The organism is Alcaligenes faecalis, assembly GCF_005311025.1.
In the GTDB taxonomy this organism is placed as follows: Bacteria; Pseudomonadota; Gammaproteobacteria; order Burkholderiales; family Burkholderiaceae_B; genus Alcaligenes; species Alcaligenes phenolicus.
This window is the reverse complement of the sequence record NZ_CP031747.1, coordinates 454,760-478,710: the sequence shown is the minus strand read 5'-3', so window position 1 is coordinate 478,710 and position 23,951 is coordinate 454,760. Positions and strand designations below refer to the sequence as shown.

23 protein-coding genes are annotated in these 23,951 nt (G+C 56.4%); 12 read left to right on the top strand and 11 right to left on the bottom strand.

Going from position 1 to position 23,951, the window contains the following annotated elements:
• Nucleotides 1-1,008, bottom strand: coding sequence for a LysR family transcriptional regulator (locus tag D0C27_RS02245; RefSeq protein WP_080748049.1), 1,008 nt, complete (start codon nt 1,006-1,008; stop codon nt 1-3).
• A 39-nt stretch (nt 1,009-1,047) separates the two neighbouring features.
• Here D0C27_RS02245 and D0C27_RS02240 point away from each other — a divergent pair, with 39 nt between their 5' ends.
• From D0C27_RS02240 to D0C27_RS02230, 3 genes are read left to right on the top strand one after another with little or no spacing between them, the layout of a single operon-like run.
• Nucleotides 1,048-1,944 (top strand): fumarylacetoacetate hydrolase family protein, encoded by an 897-nt coding sequence (locus tag D0C27_RS02240; protein WP_035271883.1) that lies wholly within the window; start codon nt 1,048-1,050, stop codon nt 1,942-1,944.
• Nucleotides 1,945-1,973: 29 nt separating this feature from the next.
• Complete coding sequence (locus D0C27_RS02235; protein WP_035271782.1) at nt 1,974-2,321, top strand: RidA family protein; 348 nt, start codon at nt 1,974-1,976, stop codon at nt 2,319-2,321.
• A 32-nt stretch (nt 2,322-2,353) separates the two neighbouring features.
• Complete coding sequence (locus D0C27_RS02230; RefSeq protein WP_060185140.1) at nt 2,354-3,334, top strand: tripartite tricarboxylate transporter substrate-binding protein; 981 nt, start codon at nt 2,354-2,356, stop codon at nt 3,332-3,334.
• A gap of 112 nt (nt 3,335-3,446) precedes the next feature.
• On the opposite strand, the gene D0C27_RS02225 is transcribed toward D0C27_RS02230, so the two are convergent.
• From D0C27_RS02225 to D0C27_RS02210, 4 genes are all read right to left on the bottom strand, one after another.
• Nucleotides 3,447-3,791 (bottom strand): AzlD domain-containing protein, encoded by a 345-nt coding sequence (locus tag D0C27_RS02225; RefSeq protein ID WP_060185141.1) that lies wholly within the window; start codon nt 3,789-3,791, stop codon nt 3,447-3,449.
• A gap of 9 nt (nt 3,792-3,800) precedes the next feature.
• On the bottom strand, nt 3,801-4,484 hold the full coding sequence (locus D0C27_RS02220) for an AzlC family ABC transporter permease (protein WP_009457111.1): 684 nt from the start codon (nt 4,482-4,484) through the stop codon (nt 3,801-3,803).
• 21 nt (nt 4,485-4,505) lie between these two features.
• Nucleotides 4,506-5,378 carry a M23 family metallopeptidase gene (locus tag D0C27_RS02215; RefSeq protein WP_170978532.1) on the bottom strand — a complete coding sequence of 291 codons (873 nt, stop codon included), beginning with the start codon at nt 5,376-5,378 and terminating at the stop codon, nt 4,506-4,508.
• Nucleotides 5,379-5,448: 70 nt separating this feature from the next.
• Nucleotides 5,449-7,407, bottom strand: coding sequence for a SurA N-terminal domain-containing protein (locus D0C27_RS02210; protein WP_137430304.1), 1,959 nt, complete (start codon nt 7,405-7,407; stop codon nt 5,449-5,451).
• A 170-nt stretch (nt 7,408-7,577) separates the two neighbouring features.
• Here D0C27_RS02210 and ugpQ point away from each other — a divergent pair, with 170 nt between their 5' ends.
• Together ugpQ and D0C27_RS02200 are read left to right on the top strand one after the other, a co-directional pair.
• Complete coding sequence (gene ugpQ, locus D0C27_RS02205; protein WP_137431505.1) at nt 7,578-8,324, top strand: glycerophosphodiester phosphodiesterase; 747 nt, start codon at nt 7,578-7,580, stop codon at nt 8,322-8,324.
• Nucleotides 8,325-8,349: 25 nt separating this feature from the next.
• Complete coding sequence (locus D0C27_RS02200; RefSeq protein ID WP_009457117.1) at nt 8,350-9,204, top strand: 23S rRNA (adenine(2030)-N(6))-methyltransferase RlmJ; 855 nt, start codon at nt 8,350-8,352, stop codon at nt 9,202-9,204.
• A gap of 15 nt (nt 9,205-9,219) precedes the next feature.
• Here the strand turns inward: D0C27_RS02200 and D0C27_RS02195 are convergent, their stop codons facing one another.
• Nucleotides 9,220-9,954 carry a pseudouridine synthase gene (locus D0C27_RS02195; protein WP_009457119.1) on the bottom strand — a complete coding sequence of 245 codons (735 nt, stop codon included), beginning with the start codon at nt 9,952-9,954 and terminating at the stop codon, nt 9,220-9,222.
• Nucleotides 9,955-9,990: 36 nt separating this feature from the next.
• Between D0C27_RS02195 and D0C27_RS02190 the strand changes: the two genes are divergently transcribed.
• Both D0C27_RS02190 and D0C27_RS02185 read left to right on the top strand, forming a co-directional pair.
• A complete protein-coding gene (locus D0C27_RS02190) occupies nt 9,991-10,566 on the top strand; it encodes a chorismate--pyruvate lyase family protein (RefSeq protein WP_060185146.1) in 576 nt (191 codons plus the stop codon).
• A gap of 50 nt (nt 10,567-10,616) precedes the next feature.
• Nucleotides 10,617-11,825: an MFS transporter gene (locus D0C27_RS02185; RefSeq protein ID WP_035271794.1), complete on the top strand. Its 1,209-nt coding sequence runs from the start codon at nt 10,617-10,619 to the stop codon at nt 11,823-11,825.
• A gap of 88 nt (nt 11,826-11,913) precedes the next feature.
• On the opposite strand, the gene D0C27_RS02180 is transcribed toward D0C27_RS02185, so the two are convergent.
• The 3 genes from D0C27_RS02180 to D0C27_RS02170 are packed head-to-tail and all read right to left on the bottom strand — an operon-like array spanning nt 11,914 to nt 14,475.
• Nucleotides 11,914-12,756, bottom strand: a complete 843-nt coding sequence (locus tag D0C27_RS02180; protein WP_137430303.1) for an aldo/keto reductase — start codon at nt 12,754-12,756, stop codon at nt 11,914-11,916.
• A gap of 50 nt (nt 12,757-12,806) precedes the next feature.
• Nucleotides 12,807-13,145: a P-II family nitrogen regulator gene (locus D0C27_RS02175; protein WP_003799650.1), complete on the bottom strand. Its 339-nt coding sequence runs from the start codon at nt 13,143-13,145 to the stop codon at nt 12,807-12,809.
• Nucleotides 13,146-13,164: 19 nt separating this feature from the next.
• Nucleotides 13,165-14,475, bottom strand: coding sequence for a mechanosensitive ion channel family protein (locus tag D0C27_RS02170; RefSeq protein WP_060185150.1), 1,311 nt, complete (start codon nt 14,473-14,475; stop codon nt 13,165-13,167).
• A gap of 145 nt (nt 14,476-14,620) precedes the next feature.
• Between D0C27_RS02170 and argH the strand changes: the two genes are divergently transcribed.
• From argH to D0C27_RS02150, 5 genes are all read left to right on the top strand, one after another.
• Nucleotides 14,621-16,042: an argininosuccinate lyase gene (gene argH / locus D0C27_RS02165; protein WP_137430302.1), complete on the top strand. Its 1,422-nt coding sequence runs from the start codon at nt 14,621-14,623 to the stop codon at nt 16,040-16,042.
• Between the two features lie 517 nt (nt 16,043-16,559).
• Entirely contained in the window at nt 16,560-16,694 is a 135-nt protein-coding gene (locus D0C27_RS19585; protein ID WP_276607169.1) for a hypothetical protein, read from the top strand.
• Nucleotides 16,695-16,809: 115 nt separating this feature from the next.
• Entirely contained in the window at nt 16,810-17,808 is a 999-nt protein-coding gene (locus tag D0C27_RS02160) for a MerR family transcriptional regulator (RefSeq protein WP_035271801.1), read from the top strand.
• Between the two features lie 62 nt (nt 17,809-17,870).
• Complete coding sequence (locus tag D0C27_RS02155) at nt 17,871-18,731, top strand: class I SAM-dependent methyltransferase (RefSeq protein WP_035271803.1); 861 nt, start codon at nt 17,871-17,873, stop codon at nt 18,729-18,731.
• A 133-nt stretch (nt 18,732-18,864) separates the two neighbouring features.
• On the top strand, nt 18,865-19,371 hold the full coding sequence (locus tag D0C27_RS02150) for a GNAT family N-acetyltransferase (protein WP_060185152.1): 507 nt from the start codon (nt 18,865-18,867) through the stop codon (nt 19,369-19,371).
• A 546-nt stretch (nt 19,372-19,917) separates the two neighbouring features.
• Here D0C27_RS02150 and D0C27_RS02145 read toward each other — a convergent pair.
• Both D0C27_RS02145 and D0C27_RS02140 read right to left on the bottom strand, forming a co-directional pair.
• Nucleotides 19,918-22,368: a penicillin G acylase gene (locus D0C27_RS02145; protein ID WP_137430301.1), complete on the bottom strand. Its 2,451-nt coding sequence runs from the start codon at nt 22,366-22,368 to the stop codon at nt 19,918-19,920.
• A 154-nt stretch (nt 22,369-22,522) separates the two neighbouring features.
• A complete protein-coding gene (locus D0C27_RS02140) occupies nt 22,523-23,935 on the bottom strand; it encodes an NAD(P)/FAD-dependent oxidoreductase (RefSeq protein WP_240688290.1) in 1,413 nt (470 codons plus the stop codon).
• Nucleotides 23,936-23,951 lie beyond the last annotated feature (16 nt).

The window sequence follows — 23,951 nt, the reverse complement described above, 5'->3', positions numbered from 1 at the left end:
TTACTCTCCGTAAGCAGCTTCTCTGCTCCCCAGAAACTGAGCAAATTGAACCAAGGTTTGATGCAGCGCCGGGTCACCCCGAACATGGGGGCCCGGCACCAAGAATGCAGGGGCATCAATGCCTGAGTCACCCGCTAGTTCAATCGGCCTCACCACTCCAGCCTGCTGCATAAAAGACGCCTGAGCCGCTGGCAAGCAGGCCACGGCATCTGATTGGGCCACTACTGTACTCAGACCGTGCCCGGCGGGGATCTTCCAAATGCGCGCAGGCGCTTCCATGCCGACCTTGGCCGTCCAGTCCTGGAACGCCCGGTGCCAAGAAACCGCTAACGTTGGCAAAATCCAATCCAAAGCCTGTACATCCTTGGGACTCAAAGACTTACCCGCCTTCAACAAGGGATGATGCGTTCTTAAAACAGGCACCACGCGACTGCTGATCCGTAACTGTCCAGTCCATTCATCATTCATAGGCTCGTCCAACAAAACAGCATCGAGGTCCGCCTGAAGCAAAAGCGGCAACACCTGTTCAAACTCCAGATCCAGCAAACGCAGCTTCAAGGATTGGGACTGACGCCAGCGCACAAAAGCATTGCCAAGCGCCATGCCGTGTAAATCCGATATATAGCCAATCTTGAGAACAGGGGCTTGTTTCTCGTGATGCCCAGCACCCCGATCAAGTACATCCAGCAAATGCCCCACACGTCGTAAAACCAATTTGCCTAGTGCTGTTGGCTCGATGCCTTGCCGACTGCGTGTAAACAAAGTCGCAGCCATCTGCGCCTCGATCTCGGCCAAGGCCTTACTGACTGCAGATTGGGTCAAGGACAAATCGCGCGCAGCACTATGGATACTGGAATTCCGCCCTAAGGCGGCCAAAACCAAGAGCTGACGCGGTTCAAGCCGCTTCATCAGGCAGGGAAAAACACAAAGAAAAATTCGTTTCTGGTATTCATCATAGTTATAACAAGACGTGAATTTTTCATTAACTGGGAATGGATGGCCGAGCATACCATGAACTTCATGTTCAACAGTTACCCGGATTTATCTATGTTTTCCCTTAAAACCCTGCTGATCGACCAAGCCCCTGTGGCCTGTTTATCGATAGACGGAAAGGACTACTCCATTACCGCCTTGTGCCAGCGTGTGAACTCCCCTGCCTTGCCTGACAGCGTGCTTGATCTGCTGACACAGTGGGAGACGAATCTGCCCAAACTAAAGAAATTGGCTGAGCAAGCGACAGCTCATACGGACCTGATTCTGAGCGAAGCAAACGCCACCCTGCCGCCCGTGCTGTATCCCGGCAAGATTCTATGTGCCGGTGCCAACTACTATGACCATCTGCAAGAAATGGGTGTGCCCGCAGAGAAAAAAGACCAGCGCCTGTTCTTCTTTTTCAAGCCCGCACGCCAGGCTGCCATTGGCGACGGCCAGTGCGCCGCCATCCCCAAGAACTGCCAAAAATACGATTGGGAAATTGAACTGGCCATGGTGATCGGCAAAACCGCCAAGGACCTGACACTGGAAAATGCGATGGAGCACGTGGCGGGCTACACCATTGCCATTGACCTCTCGGCCCGGGACTTTGCCCGCGCCCCCGAGCAGTTCTACAAATTTGACTGGGTCGCCGCCAAAGCCAATGACGCCAGTTGCCCCATCGGCCCTGCCCTGATACCCGCCTGCTTTGTCAGCGACCCGCAAGATCTGGATCTGAAGCTGGAACTGAACGGCCAGATCAAACAGGAGGCCAACACCTCCGGCATGATTTTTGACCTGCGCGAGCAACTGGTGCGCCTGACAGAAATCATGACGCTGGAACCTGGCGACATCGTCCTGACAGGAACCCCAGCGGGTGTCGGTGCAGCACGAGGCGAGTTCCTGGCCCCCGGCGACCAACTGCACGCTCACATCAGCGGTCTGGGCACCCTGAACACCACGATTGCCTAATCCTTTCTTTTAATCATCAGGAGATCAACATGAGCATTGAACGCTTTCACCAAAACAAGAACATGAGCAAGTACGTCATTCACGACAAAATTGTATATATGTCGGGGCAAGTCGCCATGGACCCATCCGGCTCGTTTGAAGAACAGCTGCACCAGATTCTGAGTCAGATTGACGAGCAATTTCAGGAAATCGGCATAGACCGCAGTCACATTCTGCGTGCCATGATCTGGATCGACGACTACAAGAAATGGCCCTTATTGAACGAGATCTGGAATGCCTGGATTCCCGCTGACAAAAAACCAGCCCGTTCCTGCGTTGAATCCAAACTCGCCTTTCCACAATACCAAGTCGAAGTTGAAATAACCGCCGCACTCTGATTTCAAGGCAGAGCGCGACATCGGGAGACATTATGAAAAAAATCAAAATAAATGTGGGCGCAGCAATCATTACTTCCTTTCTCTGCGCTGGGGGCGTGGGGACGGCTCAGGCTGACTCGGCGGCAAGCGCCAGGATTCTGGTTGGCTTTCCAGCCGGGGGAAATGTGGATCTGGTCGCAAGACTGATTGCCCCTGATCTGTCCAAAGCATTGGGACGACCGGTGATCGTGGACAACCGACCGGGAGCCTCCGGGCGACTGGCAATCAATTTGGCCACCACCTCGGCACCTGATGGCTCAACCTTTATTTTGACTCCCGGAGTGGCGCTCACCCTCTATCCGCATACCTTCACCGAGCTACGCTACGAGCCCTTCAAGGATCTGGCTCCTGTCAGCAATGCGGTGAACTGGAACCTGGGGCTGGCTGTGCCCAGCAGTTCGGGCATCAAGAACTTTGCGGACTATGTGCAAAGCATCAAAGCCGACCCGAATCAAACCTTTTTTGCCAGTTCCTCTACCGGCAGCGGTCAGCATCTGGCTGGACTGTACTTGGGACAGACTCTGGGCGTAGCACTGGAACATGTAGGCTACAAAGGAGCCAGCGAAGCCATCGTGGCTCTGGTTGGCGCACAAGTCCCGGCAGCGGTACTGAATATTGGAGAGCTGATCCAGCAATCCGAAGCAGGCAAGATCAAGGTACTGGCGCTATTTGACAGCAAGCGGGACCCCTTGTTGCCGGACACCCCTTCCATTGCCGAGCTGGGTTATCCGCAATTGGAAATCAATGGCTGGCTGGCCTTCTATGCGCCTGCAGGCACCCAGCCTGAGCTTGTACAAGCAGCACAAGCGTCCATTGCCACGACCTTGAACAATGCCGCGGTAAAAGAAAAGTTGCGTTTGGCGGGCATGCAAAGTGCCAGCAGCACCCCCGAGGAGCTGGACGCCAAAGGCAAGAAAGAGTTCGAGCATTGGCAGACAGTCATCCAAAGCCTGCCAAACTTCAGCAAGTTTTAAACAGGAATCAAACCGCCCTCGAAAAGGCCCAGGCAGGCAGCGGCAAGCTCAGCAATCCACTTCCGACCTGCCTTCAGCCTGCAACCTGCTTCAAGGGCAAAATAAGGCCTAGCTAAACGCCAACGTAAGCCACGCACAGGCCGTAGGCCAGCACGCCAGTCAGTGTTGAACCCGCAATGCCACCTGGCCAGCGCCGGCCCAGCAGCACCCCTGCCAGACCTGCCAGCAAAGGCGGCAAGTCCAGGGACATATGTTCAGGGCGCAGCAAGGAGATCAGGGACACAACCAGCAAGGACACCACACCTGCCGGGCCAATGGCTCCAAACAGGCGTGGCCAGATCGAAACGCGGCTGGGGTCCGCCTTGCCTTGTCGTCCACCCAGACGCAAGGGCAAGTAACGAATCAAAAATGTGCCCAGGCCCGCCAGCACAATCATGAGCAGAAAACTCCAATCCATCTCCACTCCTTAAGCGCGGCGCAGGGCCATCAAACCACCGGCCAGCATGCCGACAATAATCGCCAGATATGATGGCAAGAAAGCCATGGCCAGAACAGCCCCTACAGCGGCAGCCACCAACACCGGCAAAGGTGCAGATCGGCGGATTTCCAGCAACAGGGCAAAGAACAAGGCGGGCAAGACAAAACCCAGCGTCTTTTCCAGCACGGGAGATTGACCCAGCAAATCGCTGGCGAAGAAGGCCCCCACGGCGGTGCCCAGCACCCAGGACAGGTAAGAGCCCAGTTGCAAGCCGCAGTACCAGGACTCCTGCTCCTGGGCCGGTTGGCGGGCTACTCCGGCTGCAGAAGCGGCAAAGACCTCATCGGTCAGGCCAGGAGCCATGAACAGACTGGAGACAGTTCTTGGGCCGGTAAAAAAGCCCATCAAGGTTGGGCCATAGAACACATGGCGCAGGTTCATGAGCAGCACAATACCCAAAATGCTGGGATAGGCGGCACCTGCCACCAGCAGACTGATCAAAATGAACTGACTGGCCCCCGCGTACACGATCAGGGACACCATCACTGCCAGCCAGGGTGACAAGCCCGCGTGCACAGCGGTCAAACCAAAAGAAATCGCGACGGGGACATAGCCCAGGGCGATAGAGGCGCTGTCTCGCAAGCCCCGTCGATATGCCGAACCGATGATCATGAAAAACCTTGCAGGCCTTGCCTAGGCCTGGAATGCACCAATAAAGATGGCGGGGTCCACCCGTGCGTTATTCAGACTGACATTCCAGTGCAAATGAGGGCCAGTCGCACGGCCCGTTGCGCCGGAACGCGCCACCACATCGCCCCTGCTGACACGATCACCCACGCGCACATCAAAAGCCGACAAGTGACAGAACATGGTGATCAGGCCCTGACCATGATCCACAAATACGGTTTTACCGTTAAAGAAGTAATCCGCCACGATGGTGACAATCCCGTCAGCAGGCACTTTGACCGCCGTGCCGGTAGGTGCGGCGAAATCCAGACCCGAATGCGGGTTACGCTCTTCACCATTGAAAAAACGGCGTAGACCAAACGGACTGGTCAGGCGACCCGGTACCGGCTTTTCAAAGACCACATTGCTGGGGCCTTCTGTGCGGAAGCTGGCATATGCCTGCATCTGCTCCTCGTATTCGCGCTCAAAACGGGCTTGCTGTTGCGGGTCCGGATTCACATGCGACTTGTTTTTCAGGGTGATGCGCTGCTCGCGGTAACGCTTGCTGCCAACCTGAAACGCCACGCCCGACTGTCCTTGCATGGATATGCTGTGCTGGCCTGGTTGGGTTTTCAAGTCCAGTCCGACTATCGCTTTCCAACGCTGATCAGCATCCTGAATCACCAGCACACGGTTGCCATTGAAGTGCACCACCGGCGCTGAGCCACCCGCTCCCAGGTCCAGCACTGCCACCCCGCCTGGCACAGGGCGATGCAAGGTGCGCTCGATAAAGGTGCCCTGCCCAGGCGCAGCATAGGCCAAGTACGGTGCCGTCAGGCCCCAAACAGTTGCGGCGCCTAAAAGGCGCCGCCGTACCAGGGAAATATCAGTGTGATTCATCAGAATGCTCTTTGAAAAACACCCCTGGAGCCAGCAGGCTCCAGGGTTACAGGCTCTGATTCAAGCCGTTTTATTCATTTTCACCTGTGGAGGTCAACTCTTTTTCTGCTTCTGGCAGAATCTGAACCTTCTCTTCCACACGCATGGCTTGCAGAACGGCTTGAGTCTCCGTGCGGGCCATGGCTTGGGTCAACTGTGCTGTCAGCATGTCCAGCCCAGGGTTGCCGGACTTGCCGGGCTCATGGCTCAGAATCTGCACCACGGTGTAGCCCTGGGGCTGGCGATCACCCACATAGGCAGGCAGCTTGTCCACAGGGTTGGCCAGAACCTTGTTCAGCAAGGCTTCGTCCATCTCGGGGAATTCCGCACGGCTCACGGCAAACTGGGCCGAGAAGTTCTCAGGTTCGGTACCCGCTTGCAACTGCTTCAGGTAGTCCTCACCGGCCTGAACCGCCAAGGCAGCCGCTTTTTCACGGCGCAGGTTTTCCTCAGCAATAGTGCGTACTTTATCCAGTGCAGGCACATGAGCCTGGGTAACGTCGGTTACGCGCAGGGCAATCAAGGTGTCAGGCGATACTTCTACAACGCCTGCATTCTTGCGCGAAGCCAGAGTTTCGGCATTGAACAAGGCTTGGCGAACACGGCTGTCATCCAGCACGGCTGCATCAGGGCTCTTGGCGGCAGCCAGATCACCTTCAACTTGCGAAGCAGGAATCAAACCTTGGCGGCTGATGCCTTCAGCCTGCTTCAGAGTCAGGCCCAAGGCATTGGCGGCGGCTTCCAGATTGTCTTCGTTGTCGTAAACCAGATTAGTCAGCTTGCTGGCCATATCAGCAAAGCGCTCGGAAGCCAGTTGCTTGCGCACTTCGTCCTGCACCTTGCTGCGAGCTTGCTCGAAGGACTCGCCTTGTTCGGGCTGAACTTCGTTACTCTTGAAAATGTGGAAACCGTTGGGGCCTTCAATCACGCCCGACACATCACCTTTTTTCAAGGCAAATACAGCGCTTTCCAGCACGGACGGCCAGGAGCCTTTGCTGATCCAGCCCAGTTCGCCACCTTCACGGGCGCTACCCTCGTCCTGGGAGTTGGCACGGGCCAGGTCGGCAAAGCCTTCTTTATTGGCCTGGGCTTTTTCAGCCAGTTCGCGAGCCTTGGTCTGGGCCGCTTCACGTTCGGTATCGGAGGCACCGGCAGGCAATGTCACCAGAATGTGACTGATGTTCACACGGCCAGCTTGAACGTAACGAGCCTTGTTTTGCTCGTAGTATTGCTTGAGCTGATCGTCGGTAGGTGTCGCCAGATCTTTGGAGGCCGCTGCTTCATTCAGCAGCAGGTATTCCACTTTGACTTGCTGGGGCAGTTCCAGCGATTGCTTGTTGGCGTCATACCAGGCTTGCAGATCGGCATCGCTGATCTGAACCTTGGATTCGAAATCACGGGTCAGGAAGCTGCGTGTGCGTACACCACGCTCTTCGGTCAGGGCGATTTCCAGCTTGTTCATCACGCTGGGCAGCATGGAGGAGCTGGCAGCCACGGGACCGAGCACGCGTTGCAGGGCCATCTGACCGCGCTGGCTTTGCTCGAAATCACGGGTATTGATACCTGCCGAAGCCAGAACCTGGCTGTAAAGGGCGGGGGAGAAAGAACCGTTTTCCTGAAATTCCGGCATAGTGGCGATGTAGTCGCGCAGCGCAATGTCGGAGACGTTGAAGCGAGCGGCAGTAGCCACTTCAATTTGTACACGCTGATCAATCAAGGATTCCAGCAATGCACGACGGCTTTCCAGGCTGTCAGCCTGGGCCAGATCAAAACCGGAAGGATTGTTGCGCTGCATATCGTCCAGCTGCATGCGGCGCGCACGATCAAATTCCTGGGACGTAATGGCGCTATCGCCAACTTTGACAATATCGCTATCGCCCGAAACGTAGCTGGAGTAGCCGCTGACGCCGATCAGTACAAAAGACGGCAGAATCAGCACTAACAGGACCAGCTGCATAACGCGTTGGTTCTTACGGATAATCTCGAACATTAATCATCACCTACTTTCGCTTGCAGCAGGGCGCTGCGGGTGGCGCATCAGGCCGGTGAGCCGGCTCGGCCTGAAAATATACCGTATATGAAAACCGTACAGTGTACAGCCCCGGTTAAAATAGTACATTGGCTTTTTATCACGCCTCTTGCGAGTCCGCCATGTCTTCAATGAATCATCACTGGCCCTACCCCGCTTTGATCGCCCACCGTGGCGCCGGCAAGATTGCCCCGGAGAACACCCTGGCCGCCATTCGGGTCGGTGCCCAGAACGGTTTTCGCATGATGGAGTACGACGTCAAACTAAGCCGTGATGCGGTTCCCGTGCTGCTGCACGATGACGAGCTGGACCGTACTTCCAATGGTCAGGGTATTGCTTCCAGGCTAACCTTGGCCGAGCTCTCTGCCCTGGACTTCGGTGCCTGGCATTCCTCGGCCTACGCCGGGGAGCCCATGCCCACATTAAGTTCGATAGCCGCCTTCACCCTGGCCAATCAGGTTCACAGCAATATTGAAATCAAGCCGACTACCGGGGACGAAGCCGAAACGGGCCGACTGGTCGCCCTGGCCGCCCAAGCCTTGTGGGCGCAGGCCAGCTTGCCGCCGCTGCTGTCGTCCTTTTCTGCAGAGGCTCTGGAAGCAGCCCAACAAGCCGCCCCCACCCTGCCCCGTGCCCTGCTGATTGAAGAAGAGGTTCCGGCCGACTGGCCCGAACGTCTGGAGCGTCTGGGCTGCATGGGTCTGAATTTGAATGACCGCTTTGTCACTCAGGCTTTGGTTCAGGCAATTCGACAAAAAGGCTATACCGTGGCTGTCTGGACCGTGAACGATGCCGAGCGGGTGCGCGAACTGCTGGATTGGGGGTGCAATGGCATTTTCACTGATAAAGTCACCACCATTCGCCCCGACACTCTTTAATTAAACCGCAACACCAGGATTTCTCTTGTTCAGTTACCGTCACGCCTTTCATGCTGGCAATCATGCAGACGTGCTCAAGCACGCCACCTTGCTGCATATCTTTAATTACTACGCTCAAAAAGACAGCGCTTTCAGCATCATCGATACCCACTGTGGTGCCGGTATCTATGATCTGGAGCACGACTGGGCGCAAACCAAGGGCGAGTTCTACGACGGCCTGGACCGGGTCTTGCAGCAGGACGACTACCCGGAGCTGGTGGAACACTATATTGATGCCATTGCCGACCTGAACCCGGACGGTACCGCGCGCTACTATCCCGGTTCGCCCTGGCTGGCGCTGGAGCGCTTGCGCACGCAGGACAGCTTCCACGGCTTTGAACTGCACCCATCTGAATTCGAAGTCTTGAGCGACAACGTGGCGCAACTATTTCCCCAGGGAAACCGTCGGGTGCGCCTGTATCCGGAAAATGGGTTTGAACAGTTGGGACGCCTGCTACCGCCGCCCTCGCGACGTGCCATCGTGGTAATGGACCCCTCGTACGAGGCCAAATCCGACTACCAGCAGGTCTTGAACAGTGTCAAAAACGCGCTCAAGCGTTTTGCTCAAGCCTGTATTGTCGTGTGGTATCCCATTGTGCAGCGGCCCGAAGTACAGGCCTTGCAACGCAAGCTGGAGCAACTGGATACGCCCTGGCTGCATGTCAGCCTGTCGGTTCGTGCTCCGGCCAAAAATGGTTTGGGTTTGCATGGCAGTGGCCTGTTCATCAGCAATCCTCCCTGGACGCTGCTCAAAGCTCTGGAACAAAGCATGCCGTGGTTAACAAAAACGCTGGCCCAGGATGACAAGGCCAGCTTTCAACTTCGTCACTCGGGGCTGTAAGCCGCCCCTTTGCCTTTAGGCCAGGCTCTCGGATTCTTTCATGTAGCGCCACTGGCCCATAGGCAGGTCGCCCAGCACCAGATCGCCAATACGCACGCGCTTCAAACCCACCACTTTCAGACCGACCAGTTCACACATGCGGCGAATCTGGCGTTTCTTGCCTTCGCGCAAAATGAAACGCAGCTGGTCATCGTTCTGCCAGGACACCTGGGCGGGCAGCAAGGGCTTGCCATCCAGGCTCAAACCAAAGTTCAGCAGTTCCAGACCACGCTCGCTCAACTTGCCGGTTACACGCACCAGATATTCCTTGTCGATGACCGAGTCTTCACCAATAATCTGCCGCGCAATACGACCATCCTGAGTCAGAATCAGCAATCCGGTGGAGTCGATATCCAGACGACCAGCCGGCGCCAGACCGCGCAAATGCGCCGGATCAAAGCGCTGGCTACCGCGACCACCCTTGTACTGCGTGGAAGCGCCGATCAGGGAAACCGCATTGCGATAACCAGCTTCGGCTTGCCCCGACACATAGCCCACGGGCTTGTGCAGCAAGATAGTGGCACGTTGGGTCTGACGCTGACGCGCTTGTTTTTCCAGTGTGATTTTCTGATTGGGGTAGGCTTTGCTCCCCAGTTCAGAGACGATTTGACCGTCCACACGAACCCAGCCGCGCTCGATGAAAGCATCCGCCTCACGGCGTGAACACATGCCGCGCTGGGCCATTAATTTTGAGATACGTTCTTTTTCCATGAGCGCTATTTTATGGCTTTGGCGATAATACAGGACATGAAATTTCCCTCCAGCACAAAAAAACCCTGGCATGAGCACGTTCACCCCTCTGCCACCCCCGCTCAAAAGTACTGGCTACACCGTCCCGGCGCCCTGACTGGCGGTCTGCGCCGCTTGGGCAAGGTCGATCTGGAAGTGGTCAGCGAATACGCTTGCCGCTTGAACCCGCAAGAAGCCGCTTTGATTCAAAAGCCGCCAGGCACGCTGGCCTGGATACGCGAGGTATCCATGGCAGTGGACGGAATCCGCTGCGTGATTGCCCGCAGTTTCACCCCCCTGCCCGCCTCACACAGCGTCTGGCAAGGCATACGGCGGCTGCGCAGCCGTCCGCTGGCCGACATGCTTTATAACGATGCCCAGATACAACGTTCCGCCTTTTTAAGCTGCCGTTTGAATCGTGGCATGAGCTTTTTTCGCACGATTGAGCGCGCCCTGAATCCCTGTGGCGAGCCGGTTCCGCAGGCTCAGCAGATTCTGTCGCGCTGCTCCGTCTTCTGGCGGCACGGTCAACCCCTCCTGGTGGCCGAATCCTTTATGCCAGCCTTCTGGGCACGCGGTGCTACACTGGTTTAGCTCAAATTCAGCATTAACTAATAAAACAAAGTTATATACAGAACCTGACCATGTCCACGCAAGCCGATCCAAGCCGACGCAACGCCTTTATTCTTTCCGGGATGCAAGCATTAGGCGGGGCAAACCCGGCCTTGGTGGTCGCACTCAGCAGTCTGGTGGGCCAAAAAATGGCCAGCAGCCCGGATCTGGCAACCTTGCCGGTAGGCATTTTCAACCTGGGTCTGGCTGTGGGCATTTTGCCAGCGGCCTACCTGATGCGCCGCTTGGGACGCCAGGGTGGCTATATCATCGGTGCCTTGCTGGGCATAGGGGCGGGCCTGCTGGCCGCCGCCGGGATCTACAGCCTGTCCTTTGTCATGTTCTGTGTGGGCACTCTGCTAGCCGGGCTGTATGCCTCTTACGTGCAAAGCTATCGTTTTGCCGCGGCCGATGACGCCAGTGATGCCTTCCGTCCCAAAGCCATTTCCTGGGTCATGGCCGGAGGGCTGCTGGGCGCGATTATCGCCACGCAGACGATTATCCATACACAGGATATCTGGCCGGAGCACCCTTTTGCTGCCGCCTTCCTAGCACAAGCTGCCCTGGCAGCCCTGGTCCTGCCCTTCGCCTTTGGCCTGCGCCTGGCACCGGGCACACGGAATCAGCAAGAGAAAATCCCCTACACCGGACGCCCGTTACGCGAGATTGCCTCCAATAGCTACTTCATCATTGCGCTCCTGGCCGGAGTCGCTTCCTATGTGCTGATGAACTTTCTGATGACGGCTTCGCCCTTGGCCATGGTCATGCACGGCCATAGCCTGAAAGAGTCCACCTTGGGGATTCAGTGGCATATTCTGGCCATGTTCGGCCCCAGCTTCTTTACCGGCAATCTGATCAAGCGCTTTGGCAAGATCCCCGTCACCTTTGCGGGCGTGCTCTTGCTGGGACTGGCCAGCATTGTGGCGCTGCTGGGCATGACGGTGCCGCATTTCTGGGTGAGCCTGATTTTGCTGGGTCTGGGCTGGAACTTCGGGTTTATTGGTGCCACCAATATGGTGGTGGACTGCTACCGCCCGGAAGAGCGGGGCCGTGTGCAGGCTTTGAATGACTTCATCATCTTTACCTGTGTGGCCTTGTCTTCCTTCACCTCGGGCCGCGTGCTGGCCGTGTATGGCTGGTATGGGGTCAATACCTGGACGCTGCCGATCTCGGCCGTAGTCATGCTGGCTTTGGCCTGGTTGTACTTCAAGAATAAGCGTCAGCCCTACTTCGCCAGTTAAACAAAGCGACAGCCGCAAAGCAACGGCTCATGAAAACGGCCCCCAAGCCTGGATGAAATCCAAGGCTTGGGGGCCGTTCCTCTTGCGTTCAAATCATCGGTAAATAAGCAGGCTTGGGGCCGCGTGGAAACTGAGCGTCCAATGCCTGAATATGCTCGGGCTGCAGCACCAGATCCCCGGCAGCGGCATTTTGCTGGGCATGAATCGCGCGCGAGGCCTTGGGAATCACAAACACATTGGGGTCACGCAGCAAAAAAGCCAAAGCCACTTGCCGCGCAGTAGCCTGATAATGGCTGGCAATCTCGGCCAACAAGGCCCCGCCTTCTGAATTCGGCTCGGGAAAATCATCGTGACCGAAGGGGCTGTAAGCCACCACGCTGACTTGACGCTCCTGACACCAGGGCATGACCGCGTGTTCAATCGCGCGCTCGTTCAGGTGATACAAGACCTGATTGCAGGCAATTTCACCCGGCCCCACGATGTCGTACAGCTCTTCCAGATCCGGCACATCAAAATTGCTGACGCCCCATTGCTTGATCTTGCCTTGCTGAACTAACCTGTCAAAGGCTGCGCAGGTTTCTTCCAAAGGAACCTGACCGGGCCAGTGCAATAAATACAGATCCAGGTAGTCCGTACCCAGACGCTTCAGGCTGGCCTCGCAAGCGCGGATTACACCCTGACGGCTCGCATTGAAGGGCAAGACCTTGGACACCAGAAACGCCTCGTGCCGACGACCTTGCAGGGCCTGACCGATCAAGGTTTCTGCTTGCCCGTCACCATACATCTCGGCGGTGTCGATATGGTTCATGCCAGCGTCCAGCCCGGCCTGAAACGCGGCCACGCTCTGCGCCCAATCGGCCTGCTCCACATACCAACTGCCTTGGCCCACCCGCGAAACACGTGGTGCCGACCCTAGTTTTTCATATCGCATCAGCTTGTCCTTCCATAACTACTGTCCAAACCAGCCCAACTGCGCCCCCCTTACAAGGCGTCGCGACCGCTCTCCGAAGTACGGATACGGATAGCCTGCTCGACCGGCGTCACAAAAATCTTGCCGTCGCCAATCTTGCCCGTATGGGCGGCTTTGATAATGGCTTCGATAATCGCGTCACAGCGATCAGCTGCCACCACGATGTCCACACGAATCTTGGGCAGAAAATCCACCACATATTCGGCACCGCGGTACAGCTCGGTATGCCCCTTTTGGCGACCAAAGCCTTTCACTTCAGTCACGGTCAAGCCGTTAACATCCAGCTCTGCCAGGGCTTCGCGAACTTCATCCAGCTTGAAGGGTTTGATGATGGCCGTAATTTGTTTCATGGTTACTCGCACGTCAAATTTAAAGAGGATCTTTGGCAGCGCCCGGCAAGGACGGACGATGACTTTCTGCTGCCAGACTCAAGCCCAGGCTTAAGTCGCGACCGGTAGGCGACTGGAACAGACGCAAGCCAAGCTCAGGCAGCACAGCCAGAATGTGGTCAAAAATATCGCCCTGGATGCGCTCGTGGTCCACCCAGGCGGTTTTATTGGTAAAGCAATACACCTCGATAGGAATACCGTCCGCCGTGGGCTCCATCATGCGCACCATCTGAATCATGTCCTGATGGATTTCAGGATGGCGCTTGATATACGCCATGCAATAGGCACGGAAGGTACCCAGATTGGTCAGGCGGCGGTAATTGACCGCATCCAGACCGGCACGGCTCAGCTCCTGGTTGGAGCGCTCCAGATCTTCTTTTTTCTCGTTCAGGTAATCGCGCAACAAGGCAAAGCGCGACAGGCTATCGACTTCAGTTGGAGTCAAAAACCGAACGCTGGAGGCATCAACGCTCAACGTGCGCTTGATACGGCGGCCGCCTGACTCAAACATCTGACGCCAGTTGCGATAGCTCTCGGAGAACAGCTTGTAAGTGGGAATGGTGGTGACCGTCTTGTCCCAGTTCTGGACCTTGACCGTGTGCAGCGCCATGTCAATAACAAAACCATCCGCCCCGGCCTGCTTCATTTCGATCCAGTCGCCGATGCGCAACATGTCATTGGTGCTCATCTGCGTGCTGGCCACCAGCGACAGCAAGGTGTCTTTAAAGACCAACAAAAGCACCGCCGACAAGGCGCCCAGACCGGAAAGCAGCAGAACAGGCGATTGATCCAGAATGATGGAGATCATGACAATAATGCCAATCGCCCACACCGCTATCTTGGCCACTTCCACATAGCCCTTGATGGACTTGGTGCGCCCTTTGCTGGAATTGGCGTAGACCTCTTGCCAGGCCCCCAACAGGCTGACAATCGCCATGATGAGAAAGACCAGAAAGCCCAGCAAGGCCACCCGCTCTATGATTTCCAGCAAGGTCTTGGCCAGGGGCAGCAAGGTCAGATTGGAACTGACCACCAGCAAGGGCACGGCATAGCCCACATTGCGCACAAAGCGCTTCTTGACCAGGGCACGCGCCCAATCGTCCTTGCCCGCCACTTTCAGCAAGCGCCGCACCAGACGTGAGAGTACGGAACTGGTCAACCAGCTGACAATCCAGACCAGCACCGTCAGCATGGCCAAACCGGCCAAAATCTGTACCCAGCGATCCTGCGGTAAATACGCTTCGATCCATTGCCATCCCAACAAATCGGCAAAGGTGCGTTCTTGCTCCATGTATTCTTCCTTGTCCAGCCAGCCCCAAAAAGGACCCGCATGGTTTCCTAGAGTCTGAAAACTATCTAATATACTGCACAGCGTCTGTTTCCTGCGGGACTGGATGACCTGCGTCAGCCCGTCCGATCCACTATAATTGCCCTCTATGTCATCAAACACCCCCTCCTCTTCCCAAGACCAGTTCGCCAATAAGGCCATGGCCTGGTCGGCTCGCTTTTCCGAGCCCGTCTCTGACCTCGTCAAACGCTACACAGCGTCGGTGGACTTTGACAAGCGCATGGCCCGCTTTGATATTCAGGGCTCCTTGGCCCACGCCAGCATGCTGGCTGCCGTCGGTGTGATCACCGAGCAGGACAAGGCCGACATTGAACGTGGCATGAGCCAGATTCTGGACGAAATCGCCCAAGGCCAGTTCCAGTGGTTGCTAGATCTGGAAGACGTGCACCTGAACATTGAAAAACGTCTGGTCGAGCTGATTGGCGATGCGGGCAAGCGCCTGCACACTGGCCGCTCGCGCAATGACCAGGTCGCCACCGATATCCGCCTGTGGCTGCGCAACGAAATCGACATTGCCCTGGACCTGCTGGCCCAGATGCAGCGCAAGCTGGCTGAATTGGCACTGGCTCAGGCAGACACTATTTTGCCCGGTTTCACCCACCTGCAAGTGGCACAGCCCGTTACTTTTGGCCACCATTTGCTGGCCTATGCTGAAATGTTCCAGCGCGATGCCGAGCGTCTGCAAGACTGCCGCAAGCGCGTTAACCGCCTGCCATTGGGCGCGGCCGCTCTGGCCGGCACCAGCTACCCGATCGACCGTGAAATGGTTGCCAAGCTGCTGAACTTTGACGATGTGTGCCGCAACTCGCTGGACGCCGTGTCGGACCGCGATTTCGCCATCGAATTCTGCGCCGCTGCCGCCCTGATCATGACGCACATTTCCCGCTTCTCCGAGGAGCTGGTGCTGTGGATGAGCCCACGCGTGGGCTTTATTGATCTGGCTGACCGTTTTTGCACCGGCAGCTCCATCATGCCGCAAAAGAAAAACCCCGACGTCCCCGAGCTGGCCCGTGGCAAGACCGGTCGCGTCAATGGCCACCTGATTGCCCTGCTGACTTTGATGAAAGGCCAACCGCTGGCCTACAACAAGGACAACCAGGAAGACAAGGAAGGTCTGTTCGATTCGGCTGATACCATTCGCGACACCCTGACCATTTTTGTAGACCTGATCTCCGGCATCAAGGTCAAGCCAGAAGCCATGCGAGCTGCTGCGCTGCAAGGTTTTGCGACTGCTACTGATCTGGCCGACTACCTGGTCAAGAAAGGCCTGCCTTTCCGTGATGCCCACGAAACCGTGGCCTTGGCCGTGCGTGAGTGTGAACAGTTGGGTTGCGATCTGGCTGATCTGAACCTGGAACAGCTGCAGAAATTCGACAGCCGTATCGAGTCGGATATTTTTGGCGTGCTGACGCTGGAAGGCTCGGTCGCTTCGCGCAAACACATCGGTGGCACCGCCCCCGAACGTGTCCGTATCGAAGCACAGCGTATTCTGGATCGTATTCCAGGCTAATAAGCAGCGACTGCTGAAAGCAGAAAAAGCCGCTCCTGTTCTAGGAGCGGCTTTTTTTTAGGCATTGACTCAGATTTGATCTGACGTGTTTTGTCAGTTGCGTTAGGGTTAGGACTGGAACTGCTGCTTTCGGCCATGACCCGACATTCGCTCCACGGGCACAATGGAGCCAACAGCGGTCCTTCGTCAATCTGAATAGGCTTCACTAATGGTTCATCTCGAACGGTCTGTGGCAACGTTGCGCATCATGGGTGACGAACTAGTGCCTGAGGAAATTTCGAGGCTACTCAGTGCAATGCCGACGTCAGCTCATGTGAAAGGGCCGCAGATTCCTTAGAGCCCATCGGGCCGCATTGGCACGAAGAACTCTGGCATGTGGCGTCTAAGGGCGAAGGAGACCGAGCCAGAAGACTTGGATGGTCAGGTCTCGGAGTTGCTTGGTCAAGTCACGTCGGACCTAGCGGTTTAGGGTGACATCGTGACTCGGTTTCGTGTTGACCTGTTCTGCGGATGGTTCATGGACAATAATAGCAAGGGCATGGAGCTTTCACCCGAGAGCATGCTTACACCAGCGCAGCGCGGCATCAAGTTGTCGTTTGGCACCTACGGGCCGGAAGCTTCGGATGGCCTTGAGCGTGTGTCGCAGACTTAGGTTAACCCGCCATGCCGGCAATTGAAAGAACGCTAAGCCCGCTTTAGGGCGGTTACCCCCTACAGGCTCGACCTTTACCAGACAATCGTGGTAAATCTGACAAACCGTGTAAACCGTGGACGCCATTCATCTCACCATAGGAGCAGTCGCCAAGCGTGCGGGTATCACTGTACGTACTCTGCATCATTACGACCATATCGGATTGGTATGCCCCAGTGCTCGAAGCGAGTCGGGGTATCGCCTCTACAGTGCCAACGACATCGAGCGATTGCATGCCGTTCAGTCCCTCAAACAACTAGGACTCAGCCTCGAAGCGATTGCGGCAACATTGACTGGAGGTGAAGTCACACCTCAAGTGTTACTGCGTCGCCAGGTAGAAGATGCTACGCGCAAGCTGGTGGAAATCCAGGAGCTCAAAGAAAAGCTGCTGTTTCTGGAGCACGCTGTCTCTCGCCAAAACGCATCGGCCGGTGATTTGCTCGACGGCATTCGCCTCCTTGAGACTCATCAGTTGTACCTTCCCTCAGAGGACGTACGGCGGCTGCTTGCGCGCTGGCGTCGCGCCAAGGCCCGATGGCAGCCAGTTGCCGGAAAATTGCTTGCATGCCGAAGCGGCGATGTTCCGGTCGATGCAGCGCAAACACAGTTGCTCGCACAACGGTGGATGAACATCGCAATGTCTGTTTTCGGAGGACGGCTGGGCGCCATCCTTGATTGGGCGCGAATGCATCGGGAAGCGCCTGAGACGGCGCGGCACGCTGGACTTGAGCCAGAGCTCATGCAATACCTTGAACAAGCCATCGAGTTGCGCCTGGAAGCATTGCGCCGTCATCTCTCGCCAGACGAACTTAACAGACTGGATGGCTCTACAGGGCCTGAGTGGGAGACATTTGCGGCTCAAGGAGAGAGGCTGCTCGCCAATAGAGTCTCTCCAAAGACAAAGGCTGCGCGCGAGTTGGTGGCGCGATATCGCGAACTCTCGCTTAGAACCGTAGCGCAGGATATGTCGCTTGCGGTCAAGCTGAAGCAGGCCTATACCTCGGAGCCCATATTGGCGCTCGGTCACTTTGTTGGTCCACAGCTGAGGGCATACCTCGAAGCTGCTGCTTCTTGACCCTGACGTTACGTCAGGCCTGAAAGTGCTCCTTTCGTTGAACTAACAACAGGAGTATTCCAATGAAATTCACTGGCTGTCCAAGCCCCTCGGCCATGCGTGTCGCCACTTCACGAGCAGCGCACCAGATTCTCGAAGGCGACCTGGTATTCAAGGACCCCTTCGCCATAGCGTCTTTGGGAAGCGCCAATGCTGCATCACTGATGCGCGAACCAATGGTGCAAAACGATGTCCCGTCACGCTCCATGCGGGCGGGCATCGTAGCCCGCTCACGATTCGCGGAAGACCATTTACTGAAAGCCATTGCCAACGGGACTGTGCAATACGGCGTAGTCGGGGCAGGTCTGGATACATGGGCACTGCGCAGTGCGTCCACGCTTCCTGCCGTCACCACGTTTGAACTGGACCAGCCTTCAATGCAGAAATGGAAGACAGACCTTTATACAGACAACGGATGGGCTCAGCCCGCAAGCCTGCGCTATGTAGCCACCGATTTGCGGGAGATGACCAGTGTTGATGGTCTTCTCGCAGGTGGAGCAGACCTTGCCAAGCCTGTCAGCCTGTCTGTGCTGGGGGTGCTCGTCTACCTTTGCAACGATGTGGTTGAGCGCGAGATTGCTGCGTTACAGCAACTTGCTCCAGGCTCCACCGTTACGCTGGACTACCGCCTGGATGAGGCCCAACTGCATCCTGTGGAGCGAGTCATGATGCAGTTCACGGCCAGCATGATGGCTGCGGGAGGCGAGCCGTGGCAATCATCTTGCACGCCGGAGCGCATGCGTGAACTGCTGTCATTTGCGGGCTTTGAAGTCGATGAAGACTTGGGGCCGGCAGAACTCAACGCCCGCTATTTCGCGGGCCGCAGAGATGGCTTGCAGATTGCAGGCGGCGGCTTCCGTTATCTGAGTGCGGTCAAGCGATAGACTGACCAAGAGCATCTGTACAGTTTGCGTGCAGATGCTACCCCACAATCGTTGTGGAGGACTGCACCTCACTAAAGTGCCTGGTTCACTGGCGCGGGTGCAGCCTTCCAATTGACCGGTCATTTCCGCCCACATGTTCATTCGTGTTGCCACCCTTGAGGACGCGGCATATTTGCCGCGAATCGAAAAGTCCGCCAGCGAGCTCTATCGAGCTATCCCCCATTTGGATTGGCTGGCAGCTGGCCAGGTCATCGCGCGGGCTGAACATGAGCGGCTCATTCTCAAGAGAAGCGTTTGGGTCGCTGAGACATCGCAGGACAACCTGGTCGGATTTTTGAATGCCGAAGTTTTGAATCATGAGCTTCACATTTGGGAGCTTTCTGTTCATGGCGATTGGCAACGACAAGGTGTTGGCACGGGACTGCTTCGCAGCGCTTACCAATATGCGGTGGAGACCGGCTTGGCTGCGCTGACGCTGACGACTTTTAAAGATGTTCCGTGGTGTGCGCCGGCGTATGCAAAATTCGGGTTCAAACCCGTGATGAACCCCGTCCTGCATCTTCGAGATGCGCTGAATGCCGGAGGCGGCTTAGTTCACCATGAGTGCCCACAGTGGTACAGACTTAAAGCATTAACGTGACAGCGGCTGTGGAGGTTCCTGCAACTCCCACACCGGTGCCGCTGTTTGGCGAACTGGGGGAGCGGCTGCTGTTGTCGGTGATGGTGCTGGGCTTTGCAGCGCTCGGCCTGTACATGCGCCGCTAGTGATGGCGTGACGATTGCAATGCAGCGAAAGCTGCGCCTATAGCTGGCGGTAATTGATGGCCGCTGGCTTTTTAGAGCACTAGGGAGTCATGTCCTTGGTGCTTTTTTGTGGGCGCCGGGTACGGGCTGAATGACCGCTTTGGTGCAAGACGAACTTCCGGTTTGGGTCGTTTTCTGCCCGATAGATCTGCCAGCTTCTGTTAGATCAACCAGAGTCAATAGATTTATACCGCTTCGACCTACTTCCAATCCTGCCTGCCCGGACTGGCAACTTAGACTTCGTACTCAGCTTCGCTGCTGATACTGGCAAGCTACCTTTGCGAATTCCCTCTGAGGGGTGCATCTCCAGGCCTGCTAACCCCCCCCAGCAGCGATCGAAGAAACGGCACCGCCCCAAAAAGTGCAGGTGCCGCACTCAACGTTAAGGCTGCGGCTGAATCAAAAGCATCGTGCTGCTTTGCGCATTACGACGAATGTCCGTATGCGTCACATCCATCGTCTTGCACTCGAAGTTCTCGTACAACTTCAGCTGATCCTCATAATGCGGGCTGCGGACACCATTACGGTCGGTGAAACCGCTTTGGCCGGGCGGCATGGCATCGCAGAACTCCACGCCCTTGGCATCAAACACCACACGGTTGTTTTCCGTGCCTCGGTTTTGATAGCCGGTAAAAGCAAAGGTATTGCCCGACGTCGTTTGCGGCGTTCCCGTGAAGTTCTTGTCACTGAAGCGGTGCACCGAGGTCGGCATGGTCCAGCGCTCCATCTGGGCACCCTGCTCTTGGCTCAAGCGGGCCTGCGCATTTTGCAAAGCTGTGTACATGATTTCCTGAGACGAACGCTCACCAAAGACATTCACACGCTTGGGATCAGGATGGGCTTCCAGGGCCAAGGCACGCAACAGTACCTTGGTGCCCATGCTCAAGTTGATCGAACCAGGGTTGGGACCTTGCTGCGTGGCAAAACCCGTCTGGCTATACATGGCGCGATGCGATTCAGGCACCACCGGCATCAGGACTTGCTTGTACATTTCTTCCAGCCAGGTTTTGAATAGCACCCGAGCCGGTCCGGCATTTTCTCCAGCTTTATCGCGTTCCATACCATCCCAGGCCAGCAAGGCCGTCAACGCCGCCTGACCAGCGTCATTGGCAGGTAGACTTTGCGCCAGCTTTTCCAGATGCGGACGGAAGTAGCGCCAGTTCACATCGCTGTAGGACGCCTTCTTGTTGAACGCCCAGATCTCCTGCACGCTGAACACATCTTTCTGCTGATACTGGCTGGTCAACTCGTTCATTCGGTCGCCATAGGTCCAGTAGTAAGTATCCGTATTGGTCTTATTCGGCGCAGGCTTGTTGTTCCAATTGACCAGATAGCCCTGGGGCGGATTGTAGGCTTTGGGAATCGCGTCGAAACTCTTGATGCCCTGCCACTCCATGCTGCCATCCCCTTTGGCTGGCACGCGGATATCCTGATCGACAGGACGGTGGGGCAAGAAAGCAGGAGAGACATAGCCGATATTGCCGTGCTTGTCGGCGTAGTACCAGTTGATCGAAATCGCCATCTTGCTGGCCTGATCCAGAAACTCCGTCCAGTTGCGCGCCTTGGCTACATTTAGCCAAGCCAGCAAGGACTGCACCTCATAACCATCCCAGCTGCGCTTCTTGCTGTAAGCCGTGCCCTGTTCGTAATCAAACTGCATCACGGGGCCGTGTACGGTGCGCCATATCGTCATTTCACGATCAGCCTGACCGCGTACCTGGATACGCTCCTTGCGCTGCTCCATCGTGCGCCAGGCATTGTTGAACCAGTACTGATCGGCACGCGCCGGGTTGAGTTTCTCCTGATACATATCCACCACGTCCTGGGGACCAGCAGTCGCCCCCCAGGCAATCTCGCTATTGGTGCCGAACAGCACAATGGGATACGCAAAGGGAGTATTGCCCACCACATCAAAACCTGCACCATGTAGGCCGATACCGTAGGTGTAGGCCGGGTTGTACCAGCCAAACTGCGGGCCATTGATCAAGACCGTAGACCCATCCTGAACGCGCTCGGGACGAGTGCTCCACAGATTGCTGGCCTTGGGCGCGAAGTCGGGACCACGGCCACCCCAGCGCTGGTCCTGACGCTCCAGCTCGGCAGCCAGCACTTGTGAAGAAACATGAGCCAGATTCTGCGTCCCTGCTTGCGCCTGTGGCTTGCGCTCGGCAGCGGGTGCCGGAACGGTGGTGGGGGCTGTTGTGTCATTGATCCACAGCAGTTCATCAAACAAGGCACGGCCACGTTCCGGGCCGTGCTGTTTTTCCAGAGACTGGCGCATGGCCAGCGCGGTGACTTCCAGATTCGTGTCGGAGAAGCGATTGGCCATGGAGCCCACCCAGATCATGACCACATCAAAGTCGGTCAGCGGCTCGGGCTGGAAATCAAAGTCTATGTATTCTTTAGGCAGCAGTTCAGGACGACGGCGCACCTGCTCCAGATAAGCGTTATAGCCATCGGCGTAGCCACGGAAAATATCGCGCTCATCTTTGGACAAGGCTGCAATCTGCCGCTGAATAGAGGCAGGGGTGAAGTTCTGTCGCACCTGCATGTCGTACTTGACGTAGACATCCTGCTCGCCAGGACCCAGAACGGCGGCTGTTGTGCCTACAAAGGAGCGGCGCGCCATATCCATCTGGAACAGACGGTCTTGGGCGACCGCATAACCATAGCCGTAATACAAGCCATAGTGGCTGTCGGCAAAGACGTGCGGCACACCATAGCTGTCACGCATCACCTCTACCGACTGCACCTGCGCATGGGCCGGTGCCCCCGCCAAACCCAAAATCAAACCAGTGGCCGCAACCCCTGTACGAACAAGCCCTTTCTGCATATCTGTCCCTTGTTTTTATGATACTGAAAATTCTTATGAACCTAAAATATTGAAGCCAATACAAATAGGAAATCACAATGTAAAACAATCAGGATCGAAAACAAGTAAGGGCTTGCCCTAGTCAGCGCTGCTAAGCAGGGGCTTGAAAACGTATTTAGAAAGACACCAGACGACCGGGATTCACCGCACTCATCATGCCAATGGCGGCCTTGACCACTGGGATCGCCAGGCCGGACAACTGATGGCCCAGAGGAATGCTGCGATGGGTGATATCCGTCAGCATGGCAAAGTCCTCGTTGCGACCCATGACGTCGTCACTAATGGCTTTACCAATACGCACGGTTTGCGCCACGCCGTGACCACTCCAGCCATGCACCATGTACACAGGTACCGCATCCTCGGTCTTGCGCGAGTCAGTTGCCCCGTTCAGAGTAAAGTCACTGATCCCGCTCCAGGAAAAGTCCAGCTGTACCTGTTCCAGCTGCGGGAAAACGGTCTGAATACGATCCAGCAGGTAGTCATTGATACGTTCGGGGGACCAACTGGTGCCGGTGCCCTGCCCGCCAAACAACAGGCGGTTTTGACGCACGGCGCGGTAATAGTCGATCTGGAATTGCGTGTCATACACCGCACGGTCTGTAGGCAGCAACTCGCTGACTGGACACTCCAAAGGTTCAGTCACACCTACGTAGGTATAGAACGGAACAGTGGTATTGGATTGCGTCGGCAAAAACTGCGAAGTCGTGTCATGCACGGCCAGCACCAAGGCCTGACGGGCCAGAATCGTGCCACCGGGGGTGATAGCCAAAGCGCCCTTTTCCGTCTGCTCGATTTCTTCGACCGGGCTGCCTTCATAAACTCGACCGCAATGCTGAACCAAGCCATACACCAGACCACGCAGTAGTGCCAAGGGATGCAACTGACCGCCCAGAGTATCCACCACAGCACCGTGATACAAGGGCGAGCGGATTTCCTGCTCCAGCTCGTAGCTACCCACAACTTCCACGCTGGTATCGCCTAGATAGCGTCGGGCATCCGCCCCCTCTACCAATGCGCCCATATGGCCTGCGTGAATGGCAGCCGTTAAATGGCCACGACGACGATCAAAATCCAGCTCGTAATCCTGAGCAATCTGATCGAGCAGATCCATGGCTTCATGCGACGCGAAGCGCCATAAACGACGGGCCTCATCCAAAGGCAGATGCGCAATCATGTCTGCGGCTTCCCAACGGGCCAGACCGGGAGTCAGCTGACCACCGTTTCGACCTGAAGCGGCAGAGCCAATACTGTCTTTTTCTACCAGCACCACGTCCAGGCCGGAGCGGGCCAGGTGCAAGGCGGTAGAGGCCCCCAGCAAGCCACCACCCACTACCAGCACATCACATTGCGTGTCGGCTTGCAGAGGATCAAAGCGGGTCCAGGGGGCTAGCGATGCTTCGTAATACGTCGCGGGCGCGACGGCTTCGTTCAGATGGCCTTGTCGCCAGTTCCACAATCGGGGATTACTGACCAGCAAGCTCTCTGCGCTGGAAACATCGTTTAAAAGAGTCGGTTTAGAAATAAGCATAAATGTCCTGTGTCTG

Bases quoted from the DNA above. Each gene is read 5' to 3' on its own strand.
- D0C27_RS02170 (WP_060185150.1), bottom strand. From the start codon at position 14,475: ATGGAGCAAGAACGCACCTTTGCCGATTTGTTGGGATGGCAATGGATC.
- D0C27_RS02195 (WP_009457119.1), bottom strand. From the start codon at position 9,954: ATGGAAAAAGAACGTATCTCAAAATTAATGGCCCAGCGCGGCATGTGT.
- D0C27_RS02150 (WP_060185152.1), top strand. From the start codon at position 18,865: ATGTTCATTCGTGTTGCCACCCTTGAGGACGCGGCATATTTGCCGCGA.
- D0C27_RS02245 (WP_080748049.1), bottom strand. From the start codon at position 1,008: ATGCTCGGCCATCCATTCCCAGTTAATGAAAAATTCACGTCTTGTTAT.
- D0C27_RS02220 (WP_009457111.1), bottom strand. From the start codon at position 4,484: ATGATCATCGGTTCGGCATATCGACGGGGCTTGCGAGACAGCGCCTCT.
- D0C27_RS02145 (WP_137430301.1), bottom strand. From the start codon at position 22,368: ATGCAGAAAGGGCTTGTTCGTACAGGGGTTGCGGCCACTGGTTTGATT.
- D0C27_RS02190 (WP_060185146.1), top strand. From the start codon at position 9,991: ATGAAATTTCCCTCCAGCACAAAAAAACCCTGGCATGAGCACGTTCAC.
- D0C27_RS02225 (WP_060185141.1), bottom strand. From the start codon at position 3,791: ATGGATTGGAGTTTTCTGCTCATGATTGTGCTGGCGGGCCTGGGCACA.
- D0C27_RS02230 (WP_060185140.1), top strand. From the start codon at position 2,354: ATGAAAAAAATCAAAATAAATGTGGGCGCAGCAATCATTACTTCCTTT.
- D0C27_RS02180 (WP_137430303.1), bottom strand. From the start codon at position 12,756: ATGCGATATGAAAAACTAGGGTCGGCACCACGTGTTTCGCGGGTGGGC.
- D0C27_RS02240 (WP_035271883.1), top strand. From the start codon at position 1,048: ATGTTTTCCCTTAAAACCCTGCTGATCGACCAAGCCCCTGTGGCCTGT.
- argH (WP_137430302.1), top strand. From the start codon at position 14,621: ATGTCATCAAACACCCCCTCCTCTTCCCAAGACCAGTTCGCCAATAAG.
- D0C27_RS02185 (WP_035271794.1), top strand. From the start codon at position 10,617: ATGTCCACGCAAGCCGATCCAAGCCGACGCAACGCCTTTATTCTTTCC.
- D0C27_RS02155 (WP_035271803.1), top strand. From the start codon at position 17,871: ATGAAATTCACTGGCTGTCCAAGCCCCTCGGCCATGCGTGTCGCCACT.
- D0C27_RS02175 (WP_003799650.1), bottom strand. From the start codon at position 13,145: ATGAAACAAATTACGGCCATCATCAAACCCTTCAAGCTGGATGAAGTT.
- ugpQ (WP_137431505.1), top strand. From the start codon at position 7,578: ATGAATCATCACTGGCCCTACCCCGCTTTGATCGCCCACCGTGGCGCC.
- D0C27_RS02215 (WP_170978532.1), bottom strand. From the start codon at position 5,378: ATGAATCACACTGATATTTCCCTGGTACGGCGGCGCCTTTTAGGCGCC.
- D0C27_RS19585 (WP_276607169.1), top strand. From the start codon at position 16,560: ATGGACAATAATAGCAAGGGCATGGAGCTTTCACCCGAGAGCATGCTT.
- D0C27_RS02235 (WP_035271782.1), top strand. From the start codon at position 1,974: ATGAGCATTGAACGCTTTCACCAAAACAAGAACATGAGCAAGTACGTC.
- D0C27_RS02210 (WP_137430304.1), bottom strand. From the start codon at position 7,407: ATGTTCGAGATTATCCGTAAGAACCAACGCGTTATGCAGCTGGTCCTG.
- D0C27_RS02140 (WP_240688290.1), bottom strand. From the start codon at position 23,935: ATGCTTATTTCTAAACCGACTCTTTTAAACGATGTTTCCAGCGCAGAG.